This is a genomic window from Massilia arenae, assembly GCF_008014745.1.
Classification (GTDB): domain Bacteria; phylum Pseudomonadota; class Gammaproteobacteria; order Burkholderiales; family Burkholderiaceae_D; genus Telluria; species Telluria arenae.
Genome location: NZ_VPFD01000022.1, coordinates 51605 through 67745 on the forward strand (window position 1 = coordinate 51605; position 16141 = coordinate 67745).

Sequence of the window (16141 nt, forward strand, 5' to 3'; positions counted from 1 at the left end):
GCGGGTGCAGGATAGCATGCACGCCTGGGCAGCGAAAGCGGGCCGGCGCCGGCACCACGCCCGATAAATACGCGTGCGGACCGGCGAAAACGGGGCTGGCTCTGCTATGATCGCGGCCTTCCTCCTGCTGTGTAAACACCCGACTGATGGACGCCTTTCTCGTCTCGACCGGCATCGTGGGCCTCGCCGAGATCGGCGACAAGACCCAGTTGCTGGCCTTCCTGCTCGCCGCGCGCTTTCGCCGTCCCCTGCCGATCGTGCTCGGCATCTTCGTCGCGACGGTGGCCAACCACGCCTTCGCCGCCGCCGTCGGCGCGCTGGTCAGCCAGCTGCTGGGCGCTGGCGTAATGCGCTGGGTGCTGGGCCTGTCGTTCCTCGCCATGGCCGCATGGACGATGATCCCGGACGAGATCGACGCCGAGGAAGCGCAGCTGGCGAAATACGGGGTGTTCCTGACTACCCTGATCGCCTTCTTCGTTGCCGAGATGGGCGACAAGACGCAGGTCGCCACCGTGGCGCTGGCCGCGCGCTATGAATCGATGGCCGCCATCGTGGCCGGCACCACCTTCGGCATGATGCTGGCCAACGTGCCGGCCGTGTACTTCGGCGAACGCATCGCGAACCGCGTGCCGCTCAGGCTCGTGCATGGCATCGCGGCGCTGATCTTCGCGGTGCTCGGCATCGCCACCCTGCTGGGGATGGGCGAAGGCCTGGGGTTTTAATCTTCCTGCATAACCCATACCGGCGCCGACCACAGCACGTTGCCGTCGTCCTGGGTCACCTTCGCATAATAGAAGTGGGCTCCCGGACTCGGGATGAAGGTCGTCTCGGCCTGGTCCGACATCTGCGTGACCGTGCCCTTGCGGCCAGGGACGCCTTCCATGATCGCGACCGAAGCCGCCTTTTTGCCGGTTGAACTGGCGAAGTTGGCCACTAGCGCGAGCGGCCCGCGATTGGTGAAGCGCTCGCCCATCAGGCGGCCGTTCGCGGTCAGGACCAGCTGCGAATCCTTGTCCATCGTCGCGAACACTCGGCGCGCCTTGAGCGCCTCGACGAACGATGCGCGGTTCAGCGCCGTGCCGTTCGGCAGCAGCACGCCGGTGCGATTGGTAAACGACGCGCCCCAGTTGGCACAGTGGTTGTCCTGGTTGGTGCTGAAGGCCAGGCGATAGCCCGCCTCCAGCAGCCGGTTGCAGGCGCCTTCGAAATTGCTGCGGCGAGTTTCGGTCTCGCTGACGTTGGTCGAGAACGCGGCGCTGTTCATCACTTCGCACAAGGCCATCGCCTCGCCGCCATCCTCGGTATAGGCAAGCGGCACGCCATCGACCTGGAACTGGCCCGAGTGTGCCGGATGGTTGAACTGCCCCACCCAGCCGCGCTCGCGCATCAGCGTGTACAGGGCCGCGTAGTCGCCCTTGGGCGTGCGCGTGTCGGCCATCAGCTCGCCTTTGGCATTGGTCTCCCAGCCCAGCAACTCGTCGCTGTTGAAGATATTGATATGGCCGCCGTTGTTGATGACGCCCCATTCCAGGCCGTACACGGCGAGGAAATCCGGGTTCTTTTTGGAGAAGCCGGCGGCGCTCTCCAGGCCGGCGCGGTACAGGGCCTTGGCGGCGGCGGGGTCGGCATCCGGCGCGCTGCCTTCCGATCCGTCGTACATGTGATTGTGTTCCGAGGCGACCAGGATGTCGAGGCCGCGGCCGCGCGCATAGGCGAAAGCGTGGTCCGGCCCGTGCGGCGCCTTCAGGGGCGACTGCGCGCCCTTGCACTCGGCGATGTCGGCGCCGCCGTCGCTGTGGTTGGTCTGGCTGTGCAGGTTGCCGAGATAGACCGTGTAGGGCAGCGCGCCCGGCGCGGCGACGGCCGCCGGCTCGAAGGCGCGCGGCAGCGGCGAGAATGCCGGCATGGCAGGCAGCAGCGGCGCACCGACCGCGATCTCCCAGTCCTGCTCGATTTCCTCATGCGCATCGCCGCGCACTGTCGCGCGCAGCCGGACGCGGTAGATGCCGCTCGGCGCCGGGGACAATCCCAGGCGGCCGGACCAGGGCACGGCGACCGTCGTTTCATCGCCCGTGAACGGCGCCGCGCCGCGCCAGCGCAGGGCGACGCGGCCGTCGGGGCGGACCAGTTCCACCCGCCAGTCGACGGTGTCCGCGCGCGCCAGGCCGGGATAGGCAAACTGCAGCGTGAAGGTCCGCCCCTGGGCCGCGCCGGCCTGGAACGGCGCGAGCAGGGTGGCTTCGAATTCCTGGTGTTCTGCGGGGGCGGCTTGCGCCAGGCTGCAGCACAGCGACAGGGCTAGAAGTGGGGGCAGGAGTGAGGTTTTCATGATGCAATTTTTGCAATTTCATGCCTCATTCATATTGACCAGCCTCCCATAAAAATTGTCATTTCGTCCATTAGCTTTGATGGATTTCAATCATGACAACTTGCAACGGACGGGATAGCCGTTTATGTTGGCAGCCTCATGATCGACAAGCTCGAAATTACCCACCTGCGCACGCTCGACGCCCTGAGCCGCTTCGACACCATCTCGGCGGCGGCCGAGCACCTGGACGTCTCGCAACAGGCGGTCAGCCTGCAGTTGAAGAAGATCCGCGCCATCCTGGGCGACCCGCTGTTCGTGCGCACCGGCCAGGGCATGGCGCCGACGCCCTATGCGAAACTGATCGCGCCCCACATCGGCCAGGTGCTGGCCCAGCTGAACGCCATTCCCCTGCCCTTCGCGGTCCGCCCCGAGCAGGCCGAGCGCACGCTGGTGGTCTCGGGTACCGACTACACCCAGAAGGTGATCGTGGCCGACCTGGTGCGCATGCTGCGGCGCGAGGCGCCGAAGGTGAAGGTGGCGGTGGTCGACATCGAGGTCAGCGCCCTCACCCGCAAGCTGCACCAGGGCGATATCGATCTGATTTTCACGGTGGACGGTTACGTCGCGCCCGGCCTGGTGACGCGGCCGCTATTCCTCGAGCAGTACCGCTGCGTCACCGGCAGCCGCGCACTGGCCGGCGGCGGCGTCATGCCGCTCGAGCAGCTGGTGGAGCACGACTTCATCATCACCAATCCGGGCATGGCCAGTTTCACGGGATCGGCCGACGGCTGGTTCGCGCGCCAGGGATTGCAGCGCCGGGTGGTGGCGTCGGCGCCGTCCTTCTTCATGGCGCTGGAATACCTGAAGGGATCGGACCTGGTCGCCTTCATGCCTTCGCGCCTGCTGCCCTGTGAGGGATTATTCGAGATCGCGCTGCCCAAGTACCCGCCCGGCTACCAGGTCGTGGCCGCCCACCATCCGAATGCGCAAAACGATGTTTTCATCACCTGGGTGCTGGAGCGGGTCGAATCCGGCCTTGTATCCGCTACAAGCCGCGCTTGATTGCGGCGGCGGGTGCGCATGCCTAAGCTGGCGTCTTTCAACGCAAAGGAACCCGCATGAGCATCGAACGCATCAATCCCCCCGCACTGTACGACGGCGCCCCGCATGGCCTGTCCCACGCGACCATCGACCATGACACCGGCCTGGTATTCGTGTCGGGCCAGGTCGACTGGGACCGCGAGTACCAGGTCAGGCACACCACCCTGGCCGAACAGACCGAAGGCGCGGCGCGCAACCTGATCGCGGTGCTGGAGGCCGCCGGGTCCTCGGTCGAGCACATCCTGCAGCTGCGCGTCTACGTGCGCGGCGAGATCGGCGAGCACCTGGAGACCGTGGCGCCGATCCTGGTGCGTCACCTCGGCCTGCCGCGCCCCGCCCTGACCGGCATCGGCGTGGCCTCGCTGGCGTCGCCCGACACCCTGGTCGAAATCGAGGCGGTAGCCAGGCGCCGCGCTTAAAATGTTTAGTAAACCGGCTAAACAGATGGGTTGAAACACGGTAAGGATTGCCCGGAAACCAGTCTCCACATATAAGTTGCATTTGGGTATAGTGCAAAAAAACAGGCGGCGCCCATCGCTGCCGCCACGCGTGGAGACCTCATGACGGCCAGACTCAATTTCGGACAACTCTCGATCGCCGCCGGTGCGGCATTCCTGTTTAGTGCGGCACCCGCCCTGGCCGCCCCGCCGGGCAGCCCGGCCGAAGCCGTGGACGTCTTCATCGGCACCGGCGGCGACGGCCACACCTTCCCCGGCGCCAGCCGCCCCTTCGGCATGGTGCAGCTCAGCCCCGACACCCAGCACCGCCACTTCCGCCAGAGCTATCCCTGGGCCTCGGGCTACAACTACACCGACAGCTCGATCCTCGGCTTCTCGCACACCCACTTCTCGGGCAGCGGCCACTCCGACCTGGGCGACTTGCTCCTGATGCCCTACAGCGGCGAGACCAAACTGGAGCCGGGCTATCCCGAGCGTCCGTTCTCGGGCTACCGTTCGCGCTTCTCGCACGACCAGGAAAAGGCCGAACCGGGCTACTACGCCGTGCGCCTGAAGGACCATGAGGTCGACGTCGAGCTGACCGCCAGCGAGCGCGTGGGCCTGCACCGTTATAAATTCAAGGCCGGCGAGCCGGCCAAGGTGCTGCTCGACCTGCGCACCAGCATCTATAACTACGACGAGAAGAACCTGTGGGCGCGCCTGCGCGTGCGCAACAGCACCACCATCACCGGCATGCGCGAGACGCGCGGCTGGGCGCCCGGCCGCCAGGTGCACTTCGCGATCCAGTTCTCGCGCCCGATCGATACCCGCCAGCTCCTGAACCGCGAAGAGGCGATCCCCTACCGCGGCTTCGCCCCGCCGGGTAAAACGCCTGGAGACAAAGCGCTGGTCGAAGGCAAGCAGCTGATGGCCGACTTCAACTTCGGCGTACCGAACGACGGCACGCTGCTGGTCAAGGTCGCCCTGTCGGCGGTGAGCGAAGACAATGCGATCGCCAACCTGGCCGAGATGCCGGGCTGGGACTTCGACCAGGAGCGCGAGCGCGCCGGCAAGGCCTGGAACGACGCGCTGGGCGCAGTGAAGGTCGAGGCAGAAGGCCCGATGCGCACCAAGTTCTACACCGCCCTGTACCACACCATGCTGGCGCCGTCGCTGTTCATGGACATCGACGGCAGCTACCGCGGCCCGGACAACCAGGTGCACAAGGCGAAGAACTTCCGCTTCCACTCGACCTTCTCGCTGTGGGACACCTACCGTGCGCTGCACCCGCTGCTCACCATCGTCGCGCCCGAGCAGCGCAACGCCGACTTCGTCAATTCGCTGATCGCCTCGCAGCAGCACAGCCCCTACGGCATCCTGCCGGTATGGCAGTTCCACGGCCTGGAAACCTGGTGCATGATCGGCTACCACGCGGTGCCGGTGATCGCCGACGCCTATATGAAGGGCATCCGCGGCTTCGACGCCGACAAGGCCCTGGCGGCGATGACGGCCAGCGCCGAATACGGTCCCTACGGCGGCCTGGAACACTATATGAAGCTGGGCTACGTGCCGATCGACCTCGAGAAAGAGGCCGCATCCAAGACCGTCGAATACGCCTTCGACGACTGGACCATCGCGCGCATGGCCGAGAAGATGGGCAAGAAGGACATCGCGGCGCGCTACTACAAGCGCGCCCAGAACTACCGCAACGTGTTCGACAAGGAGACCGGCTTCATCCGCGCCCGTAAGTCCACCGGCGAATTCCGCACCCCGTTCAATCCGGAGCTGTCGAACTTCGGCAGCGATTACACCGAAGGCAGCGCCTGGCAGTATTCCTGGTATATGCCGCACGATAACGCCGGCCTGATCTCCCTGCTGGGCGGCGACGCCGGCCTGGTGAGCAAGATCGATCAGGTGTTCGACGCCAAGGTCGACGAAACCGTGTACGCCCACATGGAAGACATCTCGGGCCTGATCGGCCACTACGCCCACGGCAACGAGCCTTCGCACCACGTGGCCTACCTGTACAACTACGCCGGCGCGCCATGGCGCACCCAGGAACGCCTGGCCAACATCATGGCCAGCCAGTACAGCGACAAGCCGGACGGCCTGTCGGGCAACGACGACCTGGGCCAGATGTCGGCCTGGTACGCCTTCACCGCGCTCGGCTTCTATCCGGTGGCGCCGGGCAGCAACGAGTACGTGATCGGCCGCCCCTTCCTGGACAAGGCGACCCTGAACCTGCCGAACGGGAAGCGCTTCACGGTGCGCGCTGACAATCTCTCGAGCGGCAACGGCTATGTCGGCCGCGTGACCCTGAATGGCAAGCCCCTCAACCGCACCTTCATCCGCCACGAGGACATCATGGCCGGCGGCGAACTGGTGTTCACCATGCAGGCCACGCCGAACAAGGACTGGGGCAAGGAACAGAGCGCCCGTCCTTACACGCAGACCAAGTACTGACGAAGGAAAGCGCGCCATGGCCGTCACGATCCGCGACATCGCCCGTGCCACGGGCTACTCGATCGGCACGGTCTCGCGCGCGCTGAAGAACCAGGACGGCCTGGCCGACAGGACGCGCGAACGCATCTGCGCCGTGGCGCGCGAGATGGGCTACGACTTCGCCAAGCTGCGCGAAGGCGACGTGCGCCGCATCGCCTTCTTGCTGCACCGCCAGCACAACACGCAGTCGGCCAGCCCGTTCTACCTGCCGGTGCTGCACGGCGCCGAGGATGCCTGCCGCAAGCGCGGCATCGCGCTCTCGTTCGTGGTGGTGGGCCCGGCCGAGCCGGTGCTCGACCTGGTGCGCCTGCACCAGCCCGACGCCCTGCTGTGCGCCGGCTTCTTCGAGCCGGAACTCGTGGCGGCGCTGCGCGACACCGGCAAACCAATGGTGCTGCTCGACATGCGCCTGCCCGGCTACCGCTCGGTCAATCCCGACCATGCCCTAGGCGGCTACCTGGCCACGCGCCACCTGATCCGGCAAGGCCGGCGCCGTATCGCCATGCTCACCGGCCCGCTGGCCCACCACAGCATCCTGGAGCGCTACCGCGGCTTTCGCAAGGCGCTGTTCGAGGCGCGCATGCTGGCCGATCCCGACCTCGAAGTCCAGCTGCCCAGCATCGGCAACAGCCTCGATAATGTGCGCCAGGCAGTCGACGCCCTGCTGGCGCGCCAACCGCGGCCGGATGCGCTGTTCTGCTACAACGACAGCACGGCCCTCGCCGCCATGCGCCACTGCCTGGAACGCGGCCTGAAGATCCCGCACGACATCGCGATCATCGGCTTCGACGACATCAGCGCCGCCTCCAGCGCGATCCCGCCGCTGTCCAGCGTCCAGATCGACAAGGACTTGCTGGGACGGATGGGCGTCGAATCGCTGCTGGAAAAAGCGGACAGCGCCAGCCTGGAACAGACGCTCGCGGTCCAGCTGGTGGTGCGCGAGAGCAGCAACGACGACTGATTTTCCGGTCCGGCCGCGGCAAAAAAGCGACAGGCCATGGTGTCATCCGGCTGCTTGCTTGATAATGGGCAACTCCTGAAGATTGCTCCCGCCATGGCCACCCTGTCTCCCCACCTGCTCCCGCCACTGCGCACCGACGCCGGACGCTACCGCGAACTCGAGGTTCTCGAGCGCCTGCGCGACCACCTGCCCGACGGCTTCGAAGTGTTCCACAGCGTGGCGCTGCACACCCTCCATCATGGGCGCGACCGCTATGGCGAGATCGACATCGTGGTGCTGGCGCCGAACGGCAACCTGCTGCTGATGGAAGTGAAGGCCGGCGACGTCGTGCTGCGCGAAGGCGGCATCTACAAGCTGTACGGCAAGCGTGAATGCGACGTGGCGCGCCAGACCACGGTGCAGCGCGGCGCCATGCAGAACCGCCTGCAGCAGGCCGGCATCCATCCGGAACTCATCAGCTGCCTGGTCCTGCCCGACTATGCGCTGGGCGACGGCCAGGTCTCGGCGATCCCGCGCGAGCGCATTATCGACGCCCATGGCTACGACCGCATGATCAGCGCGGTGCGCGACTGGCTGGCGCCCACCCCGCGCGAAGTCGACCGCGAGGCGCTGCGGCGCCTGCTGCTCAACCAGTTCCAAGTGATGCCGGCGCTGGACGTGCTGCGCGACCAGTTGCAAGGCACGGTGCGCCGGCTGGCGGACGGGCTGGCGACCTGGGTGCCGCGGGTCGAGGCGGCGTCCGGCATCGTGCGGGTGCAGGCCACGGCCGGCTCGGGCAAGACCCAGCTGGCGCTGCAGCTGCTGGAAGATGCGCGCGCCGCGCGCCAGGACGCGCTCTACGTCTGCTACAACCGCAGCCTGGCCGACCATGTGCGGCGCCTGGCGCCGCCGTCGTGCGAGATCGTCAACTACCACGAGCTGTGCGTCGAGCATTACCGCGACCGCCACGGCGAACCCGCATTCTCGCCGGAAGGCTTCGAGCGCATGGCCCAAGCCTACCTGGACGACAGCGCCGGCTTCAAGGCGCGCTTCGACCTGCTGGTGATCGACGAAGCCCAGGATTTCAGCGCCGAGTGGGTGGCCAGCCTGTGCGGCCAGCTGCGCGAAGGTGGACGCCTCTACGTGCTGGAAGACGAGGCCCAGCGCATTTACGGCAAGGAGGGCTTCGAGCTGGACCAGGCGGTCATGATCCGCTGCAACGACAACTTCCGCAGCCCACGCATCCTGTGCGACATGATCAATGCGCTGGACCTGGTGCGCCCGCCGGTGCGTAGCATGAATCCCTACGCCGGCGAGGTGCCGGGCATCCGCAGCTATGCGTCCGGCGAAGAACTGCTGGCGCAGACCGGGGCGGCGGTGGCGGCGCTGCTGGCGCGCGGCTTTGCGCTGGACGACATCGCGGTGGTGTGCGGCCGCGGGCGGGGCAGCTCGCAGCTCCTGAACCGCGCCACCATCGGCCCCTGGCTGACGCGCCGCTTCACCGGCGAATACGACCGCGAGGGCGTGCAGCGCTGGAGCGAGGGCGAGCTGCTGGTGGAATCGGTGTACCGCTACAAGGGCCAGAGCGCGCCCGCGGTGGTGGTGACCGAATTCGACGTCGAGGTCCTCGACGACAAGGCGCGGCGCATGCTGTTCGTCGCCCTCACCCGGGCCCAGATGGCGGTCGAGCTGGTGCTGTCGCCCGAGGCCGAGCGCTGCCTGTATGCGGCGCTGCAGGAAGCGGCTGAAGGCTAGCTTTCAGCCACGCGCCAGGAAGTCGTCGATCAGGGCCGCCACCTGGGCCAGCCCGGCGTTGTCATAGGGCTGCACGATCACGCCGCCCACGAAGTTCGCGCCGGCGCGCGCCAGCGCTTCCTCGCCGCCGGCGCCAATGTCGGCATGCAGCGCCAGCTGCACCGGCGCGACCGCGGCCAGCCGCGCGTGCCAGGCCGCCACCTCCGGCGCGCCGGCATCGGCGGCATCGGCGAAGATCCAGGCCAGCCTGAAGCGGCCGGGCAAGGCGGCCGCCAGGTCGCCCGTCACATGCGCGCCGCGCGCCCGGAACCGCTCCAGCGCGGCGGCCAGCGCCGCGCCGGGTGTGCCGACGACGGCGACCACGGCCTTGACCGGCTCAAGCATAAGCCTGCGCCATCTTTGCCGCGGTCTGCGCCATCTCCTGGCGCAGGCCGGCCGGTTCCTCGACCACTACACCGTCGCCGAAGCCCAGCAGCCACCACACCAGCGAGCGTGTATGCGGCACGGTGGCCGTGAGCAGCAGGTGACCGTCGCCATGCGCGGTGAGTTCCTGCCCGGTGCTGAGCGGCGTTTCGTACAGGTGCTCGCCAGCCGCGCGCGTAAACACGGCGCGCAGGCGCAGCGGTTCGCCGGCGATCACGCCGAACTGGCCCGAGGCGATGTAGGCGTCGAGGTCGAAGCCTTCCTTCTTGCGCGCATCCTCATAGCGCGCCTCGGCCGCCACGACGCGGTGCAGCGCGATGGTGCGCACGTCCTCGTAGTCGCCGAACATGCAGGCCAGGTAGACGATGCCGCCGCGCTGGACGATCGCCAGCGGGTGCACCGCCTCGTAGACGGTGGGCTCGACGGCGTCGCGCTTGCGGTAGTGCAGCGTGAGCTGGCGGTCTTCCATCAGGGCCAGGTACACGGTGCGCTGGCAGTCGTGGTCCAGGCGCGGCGCGATCAGCGGTTGCTGCGGCGGCACGCTGCGCACCTTGCGCAGCCAGGCCTTGGACGGCGCCGGATCGTCGTTGGTCGACAGGGTGCGCGCGGCCGATGCGAAATACGGCTGCAGCGCTTCGGCGGTGCTGGGCGGCAGATGGTGGCGCAAGTGCTGCTCGACAAGGGTCATGGTCAGCGCCTCGGGCACGGTCAGGCCGGGCAGGTCGAAGCGCTGGGCGCCGCGCAGCCAGCTCCACCTGTAGGGCTTCTCGGCGTCGTCGCACACCAGCGGGAACACTTCGGACAAGGCATTCAGGTCGCGCTCGACGGTGCGCTTGGTGACCGGGAATTCGAGCGCATCCAGGCGCTTGCACAATTCGCCGGCCTCGATCGACAGCGGCGCGCGCGGCACCAGCTGCAGCATATGCCATTGGCGCAGGAGGGCTTGCTGGTTGCTCGCCATCAGAACTCCTCCGCCTGGCGCTGCCAGTATCCAGGCTCGTCGTGTTCCGCGTTTTCCATCGCCAGTTCGAGCGGCATGGCGTAGAAGCGCACGCCGGCATGGCGCATGCTGCCGTCGGGCAGTTCGAGGTAGTCGCGCAGCACCTGGTAGGCCGGCAGCGTCTCGTCCCACGGCAGGTCGAGGTAGACCTGGCCGCGCCAGGACGCCATCACCGACGGATTGGCCAGCGGGCCGCAGGGCCGCCACGGCACGCCGTTGGCGTCCAGCCAGGCCAGCACCTGGGCGCGCATCGGGTCTTGTTCGTGGTGGTAGGCGCGCCGTTCGGCGGCGTCCTGCGGATGGAATTCGAGGTAGAGCGCGGCGCGCCCCTTCTGGCGCGCGATGGCGTCGATGTGTTCGATCAGTGCAGGCATGGTGGCTTTCGCCGCGCCGACATGGCGCGTTCAAGATGTGATATTAGCAAACAAATTACCCTTGGGAAATTGAGGACCGGCCGGGCAGACGCAGATTGGCATGCGCATGCGACAACATGCGTCGCGCCATGTCGTCGGCCGGCTGCGACACATCCTGTCGCCGGGGCCTCCTATGCTGTGTTCCGTCTTTCACAGCCGACAAGGAATCAATGACCGACCTGCGCTGGTATCTCCCGCTCGAACAGTGCCGCAGCCTCGACGCCATCCGCCGCCAGTGGCAGCCCCTTCTCGAGCGGGCCGCCAGCCTGCCTGGCCAGGACCCGGTGCGCCACCACGATGCGCTGCTGGCCTTCATCGGCATGTCGGCGCTGTCCCCGCACCTGAAGCTGGCGGCGCTGCTGGCCTGCGTCGACAGCCGCGACTTCGATCTGCGCCTGGCCCTCGGCGCGCTCGACGACCAGGTGAGCGCCAGCCGCGCGCCGTGGCCCGGTTCGGTGCAGGACGCGGTGGCCGGCAACGGGCCGGCGATGCAGGTGGCCAGCCGCCGCGACTGGCTCGGCGCCTTCGTGGTCGGCCGCCTGGCCGGCCTGCGCGACGCCATGGCCCAGGACGGGGCCGGGGTCGCGCCGTGGAAGGACGCCTTCCGCAAGCGCTACGCCGAGATGGCGCAACGTCGCGGCCTGCCGGCACCGCCCCTGGGCGCCGCGCCGCGGCTCACCCGCGTCAAGTAGTCCGCGACACAAACCGTCGCACCCGTGCCGCACAATGACGTCACCCCATCACCAGGAGAGCCAATTTGACCGTACGCCGCCGCCGTTCCCGTCCCGTCCCCCAAGACCTCGCCCCGGCCGTCAGCCTGTGGGTCCTGCGCATCATGATGCCGCTCGGCGGCCACCGCGACCTGGTCGGGTCGATGTGCTTTTCCAATGACCACCTGGCGCGCGCGCTGGGACTGGGAGACTGGATCGACGACGACGAACGCGGCTTCGATGCGGCGCTGGTGCGCGCGCGCCTGCGCGAACTGCACCGCGAGGCCGAGCGCGAGGCCGGGCGTGACGCCGAGCGCAAGGTGCCCGCGATCCTGCACGCCAACGTGGCGCGCCTGGCGGCCCTGGTCGGGATGTCCTCCACCGAATGCCGCATCCTCGAATTCGCCACCATGCTGCACCACGAGCGCATCCTCGACGACGCCGCCGAGATGCTGGGCAACCTGTCGGCCGCGAAGATCGTCGACGTGTTGTCCACGCTGCTCGAGCTGCAGCCGGACGCGGTGCGCGCCGCGCTGGGCGCCGGCGGCGTGCTGGCGCGCTCGGGCCTGCTCACCGTCGACCGCGCCATCAACGGCTCGCTGCGCAGCAAGCTCGATCTGCTGTCGAACCGCTTCGCCGACTCGGTCGTCGGCCTCGACGCCGATCCGATCTCGCTGCTGCGCGACACGGTGGCGCCGAGCGCCCCGGCGCGCCTGACGCTGGACGACTTTCCCCACCTGGAACAGGAACTGGCCATCCTGCGCCCCTACCTGGCGCGCACCGTGGCCAGGGACGGCGTCCACCAGGGCGTGAACGTGTTCGTCTATGGCGCGCCCGGCACCGGCAAAAGCGAGCTGGCGCGCGCCCTGGCGGCGGAGCTGGGCTGCGAGCTGTTCGAAGTGGCCAGCGAAGACGAAGACGGCGACCCGGTCGGCGGCGAACGCCGGCTGCGCGCCTACCGCGCCGCCCAGAGCTTCTTCGACCGCCGCCGCGCGCTGCTGCTGTTCGATGAGGTCGAGGACGTGTTTGCCGACGACGGCATGTTCGGGCAGCGCAGCACCGCCCAGCGGCGCAAGGCATGGATCAACCGCACGCTGGAACAGAACCAGGTGCCGACCCTGTGGCTGTCGAACTCGATCGACGGCATCGACCCGGCCTTCCTGCGCCGCTTCGACGTGCTGGTCGAAGTGCAGGTGCCGCCGCGCGCCCAGCGCGAACGCATCCTGCAGGCCGCCTGCGGCGACCTGGTCGATCCCCCGACCCTGGCGCGCATGGCGCAGGTCGAGACGCTGGCCCCGGCCGTGGTCGACCGCGTGGCCTCGGTGGTGCGCACGATCCGCGACCAGTTCGACGCGCGCGGCGCCGCGCGCGCCGTCGCCTGGCTCGCCAACCGCTCGCTCGAGGCGCAAGGCCATGCGGGCCTGGATGCCGGCGCCGCCAGCCGGCTGCCGTCCGATTACGACCCGGCCATCCTGAACGCCGACACCGAACTGGCGGCGCTGCTGCCCGGCCTGCAGCATGCGCGCTCGGGCCGCATCTGCCTGTACGGCCCGCCCGGCACCGGCAAGAGCGCTTTCGGACGCTGGCTGTCCGAACAGCTCGAGATGCCGCTGATGCTGCGCAGCGCCTCGGAACTGATGTCGAAATATGTCGGCGAGAGCGAAAAGGCGGTCGCCCAGGCCTTCCGCCAGGCCGAGCGCGAAGGCGCGCTCCTGATGATCGACGAAGTCGACAGCTTCCTGCGCAACCGCGAAGGCGCGCGCGCCTCGTGGGAAGTCACGCGCGTGAACGAGATGCTGACCCGGATGGAAGCCTTCGGCGGCGTGTTCATCGCCTCGACCAATCTGATGGACGACATCGACCCGGCCGCGCTGCGCCGCTTCGACCTCAAGCTGCGCTTCGGCTACCTGCGCCCGGAACAGGCGCTGCTGATGCTGGAGCGCCAGTGCGCCGCCCTCGGCCTGGCGCCGCCCTGCCCATCCGAGGCGGAGCGCGTGAAAGGCATGGCGCAGCTGACCCCGGGCGACTTCGCCGCCCTGGCGCGGCGCCACCGCTTCGCCCCCTTTGCCGGTTGCGCGCAACTGGTGGAGGCGCTCGAGCAGGAGTGCGCACTCAAGCGCGGCCGCCAGGCATCGATCGGCTTCCTCGCCTGAACCCGCAATGCCATAATCACCGTTCAGAAGGAGAAACGATGCGACGTCTTTCGAAATCCAGGCTGATGGCCTATCGCCAGTGCGAGCGCCGCCTGTGGCTCGAGCTGCACCGCCCTGCGCTGCGCGCGGACAATGCGACGAGCATGGCGGCCTTCGCCGCCGGCCACCAGGTCGGCGACCTGGCGCGCAGCCTGTACGACCCGCACGGCACGGGCGCCCTGCTCGATCCGCACACCGAAGGCTTCGATGCGGCGCTGGCGCGCAGCCTGGCGCTGCTCGATGCCGGCCGGCCGATCTTCGAGGCCGGCTTCGCCGCCGGCGGCGCCATGGCCTTCGTGGACGTCCTGCTTCCCGTATCGGGCCAGGGGCCGCGCCGCTGGCGCATGGTCGAGGTCAAGTCCTCGACCTCGGTCAAGGACTACCACCGCGACGATGCCGCGATCCAGGCGCGGGTGGCGCTGGACGCCGGGGTGGCCCTGGAAGGCATTGCGCTGGCCCATATCGACAGCAGTTGGGTCTATCCGGGAGGCGGCGACTATCGCGGCCTGCTGGTCGAGGAAGACCTGACCCAGGAAGCCTTCGGCCGCGGGCACGAAGTCGCAGCCTGGGTGGCCGGCGCGCGCGCCGTGGCGGCCTCGATCGACGAACCCGACATCAAGCCCGGCAAGCATTGCGCCAGTCCCTACGACTGCGGCTTTACCGCCCATTGCGCCGGCGGCGAGCCGCAAGCAGAATTTCCGGTCGCCTGGCTGCCGCAGCTGCGCAGCAAGGCGGCCAGGCAGTGCGTGGACGATGGCGCGCTCGATATGCGCGACATCCCGGATGCGCTGCTGAGCGACAAGCAGCTGCGCGTGAAGCAGCACACCATGTCGGGACAGGCCTATTTCGATGCCGCCGGCGCCGCCGCCGACCTGGCGCCGCATCCGCTGCCGGGGTATTTCCTCGACTTCGAGACCATCGCCTTCGCGGTGCCGGTCTGGCCAGGCACGCGGCCGTTCCAGATGATCCCGTTCCAGTTCAGCGTGCACCGGATGGATCGCGAAGGCGAGATCGAACACGCCGCCTTTCTCGACATCTCGGGCGACGATCCGTCGCACGCTTTCGCTGTCGCGCTGATCGAGGCCTGCGGCGAGCACGGCCCCGTGTTCGTGTACAACGTCGGCTTCGAGAAGTCGCGCATCAAGGAACTGGCCGAGCGCTTCCCGCTTCTCCACGATGCGCTGCTGGCGATCAATACACGCGTGGTCGACCTGCTGCCGGTGGCGCGCGAGCGCTACTACCACCCATCGCAAGAGGGCAGCTGGAGCATCAAGAAAGTGCTGCCGGCGGTCGCGCCCGACCTGCGCTACGACGACCTGGACGGCGTGCAGGATGGCGGCGCCGCGATGCAGGCCTACCTGGAAGCGATCGCGGCCGGCACGGCGCCGGCGCGCAAGCGCGCGATCGAGACGCAGTTGCTGGACTACTGCCGGCTCGATACGCTGGCCATGGTGCGGCTGTGGCGCTACTTCAGCGGAACATAGCTCAGAAGTGATACTCGGCGCGGATCATCGGCGTGCTGGCGCGCTGTCCAAGCCCGCCGGTGGTCGCGCGGGTATTGCCGAACTTGTTGTTCCAGAACTGGTACTCGACGCCGACACGGAAGCGGTTCTTCTTCTGGCCGAAGTGCGCGCCGGCGTCGTACATCAGCTGCATGTCGATATTGGTCTCGGCGCCGGTCGGGTTGCCGGTTTCGTCCAGCCCCTTCTCGGCGATGAAGTTGGCATATCCCTCGAAGGCCCAGCGTTCGTTCAGGGGGATGCCCCAGCTGACGTTGAGCATCGGGTGGTTCTCGTATTTGTAGCGCCCGCGCACGTCGGAGATCGGGGCGAAGGCGCCGCTCGGCGCATTGCTTTCGCGGATCAGGAGGATGCTGGTGCTGAGGAAGCCCGGCACGTCCCACATCAGGGTCGGTCCGAGCACCAGCATGCGCTTGCGCGAGTTGTAGCCGACGTCGCGCTTGGTGTTGACGTCGAAGCCGGCGGTGAGCCCGACACCCTTCACCTTCCCGAAGCGCAGCTCGCGTCCGCTCAGCGCGCCGATGTCGAGCGTGTGGCGGTACAGCAGATAGGCTTCCTCGGCGCCGGCACTGCCGCCGAGCGAGCGCGGATCGTTGCGGTCCGACTTGAGCCAGTCGAGGTTGAAGTAGTTGCTGCCGTACTTGTAGCCGCTGGCGTGGGTCAGCGCGAGGACGTGCTTGTCGATGTGGTCCGGATTGAAGGGCTCGGCGAAGCGGCTGCCGTAGCGCCAGCTGACGGCGGTATCGCTCCAGTCGAGCGCCTGCGCGGGACCGGCCGCGAATCCCGCGGCCAGCAGGCAGGCGCCGCAGCCGAGGGCGCGGGTGACGATGTTCATGATCT

The 16141-nt window shown here is 68.1% G+C and carries 14 protein-coding genes; 9 read left to right on the forward strand and 5 right to left on the reverse strand.

Annotated elements, in window-relative coordinates; genetic code table 11:
- Positions 1-146: 146 nt before the first annotated feature.
- Positions 147-722, forward strand: a complete 576-nt coding sequence (locus FVD38_RS18840) for a TMEM165/GDT1 family protein (protein ID WP_147936246.1) — start codon at positions 147-149, stop codon at positions 720-722.
- On the opposite strand, the gene FVD38_RS18845 is transcribed toward FVD38_RS18840, so the two are convergent.
- Positions 719-2329: a CehA/McbA family metallohydrolase gene (locus FVD38_RS18845; RefSeq protein ID WP_229493828.1), complete on the reverse strand. Its 1611-nt coding sequence runs from the start codon at positions 2327-2329 to the stop codon at positions 719-721. The two genes, FVD38_RS18840 and FVD38_RS18845, sit on opposite strands and share 4 nt — an antisense overlap.
- A gap of 138 nt (positions 2330-2467) precedes the next feature.
- Between FVD38_RS18845 and FVD38_RS18850 the strand changes: the two genes are divergently transcribed.
- The 5 genes from FVD38_RS18850 to FVD38_RS18870 all read left to right on the forward strand — a co-directional run bounded on the left by FVD38_RS18850 (position 2468) and on the right by FVD38_RS18870 (position 9043).
- Positions 2468-3370, forward strand: coding sequence for a LysR family transcriptional regulator (locus tag FVD38_RS18850; RefSeq protein ID WP_147936247.1), 903 nt, complete (start codon positions 2468-2470; stop codon positions 3368-3370).
- Positions 3371-3426: 56 nt separating this feature from the next.
- A complete protein-coding gene (locus tag FVD38_RS18855; protein WP_147936248.1) occupies positions 3427-3828 on the forward strand; it encodes a RidA family protein in 402 nt (133 codons plus the stop codon).
- 141 nt (positions 3829-3969) lie between these two features.
- A complete protein-coding gene (locus FVD38_RS18860; RefSeq protein WP_147936249.1) occupies positions 3970-6309 on the forward strand; it encodes a GH92 family glycosyl hydrolase in 2340 nt (779 codons plus the stop codon).
- 16 nt (positions 6310-6325) lie between these two features.
- Positions 6326-7309, forward strand: a complete 984-nt coding sequence (locus tag FVD38_RS18865; RefSeq protein WP_147936250.1) for a LacI family DNA-binding transcriptional regulator — start codon at positions 6326-6328, stop codon at positions 7307-7309.
- Positions 7310-7402: 93 nt separating this feature from the next.
- Positions 7403-9043, forward strand: coding sequence for a nuclease-related domain-containing DEAD/DEAH box helicase (locus tag FVD38_RS18870; RefSeq protein WP_147936251.1), 1641 nt, complete (start codon positions 7403-7405; stop codon positions 9041-9043).
- A gap of 3 nt (positions 9044-9046) precedes the next feature.
- Here FVD38_RS18870 and FVD38_RS18875 read toward each other — a convergent pair whose 3' ends face one another.
- Genes FVD38_RS18875 through FVD38_RS18885 form a run of 3 tightly spaced genes read right to left on the reverse strand, consistent with a single transcriptional unit; the run spans position 9047 to position 10840 of the window.
- Positions 9047-9427 (reverse strand): hypothetical protein, encoded by a 381-nt coding sequence (locus FVD38_RS18875; RefSeq protein WP_147936252.1) that lies wholly within the window; start codon positions 9425-9427, stop codon positions 9047-9049.
- Positions 9420-10427 (reverse strand): helix-turn-helix transcriptional regulator, encoded by a 1008-nt coding sequence (locus tag FVD38_RS18880; protein ID WP_147936253.1) that lies wholly within the window; start codon positions 10425-10427, stop codon positions 9420-9422. Before FVD38_RS18880 ends, FVD38_RS18875 begins: the two co-directional genes overlap by 8 nt.
- On the reverse strand, positions 10427-10840 hold the full coding sequence (locus tag FVD38_RS18885; RefSeq protein ID WP_147936254.1) for a hypothetical protein: 414 nt from the start codon (positions 10838-10840) through the stop codon (positions 10427-10429). The genes FVD38_RS18880 and FVD38_RS18885 overlap by 1 nt, the downstream gene beginning before the upstream one ends.
- 209 nt (positions 10841-11049) lie before the next feature.
- On the opposite strand from FVD38_RS18885, the gene FVD38_RS18890 reads away from it, so the two are divergent.
- The 3 genes from FVD38_RS18890 (at position 11050) to FVD38_RS18900 (ending at position 15265) form a co-directional block, all read left to right on the forward strand.
- Positions 11050-11571, forward strand: a complete 522-nt coding sequence (locus FVD38_RS18890; RefSeq protein ID WP_147936255.1) for a hypothetical protein — start codon at positions 11050-11052, stop codon at positions 11569-11571.
- A gap of 65 nt (positions 11572-11636) precedes the next feature.
- The gene (locus FVD38_RS18895; RefSeq protein ID WP_147936256.1) at positions 11637-13742 is read left to right on the forward strand and encodes an AAA family ATPase; all 2106 of its coding nucleotides are present in this window, start codon (positions 11637-11639) and stop codon (positions 13740-13742) included.
- A 38-nt stretch (positions 13743-13780) separates the two neighbouring features.
- Complete coding sequence (locus tag FVD38_RS18900; RefSeq protein WP_147936257.1) at positions 13781-15265, forward strand: DUF2779 domain-containing protein; 1485 nt, start codon at positions 13781-13783, stop codon at positions 15263-15265.
- A 1-nt stretch (position 15266) separates the two neighbouring features.
- Here the strand turns inward: FVD38_RS18900 and FVD38_RS18905 are convergent, their stop codons facing one another.
- Entirely contained in the window at positions 15267-16136 is an 870-nt protein-coding gene (locus FVD38_RS18905; protein WP_147936258.1) for an outer envelope protein, read from the reverse strand.
- Positions 16137-16141: the final 5 nt, after the last annotated feature.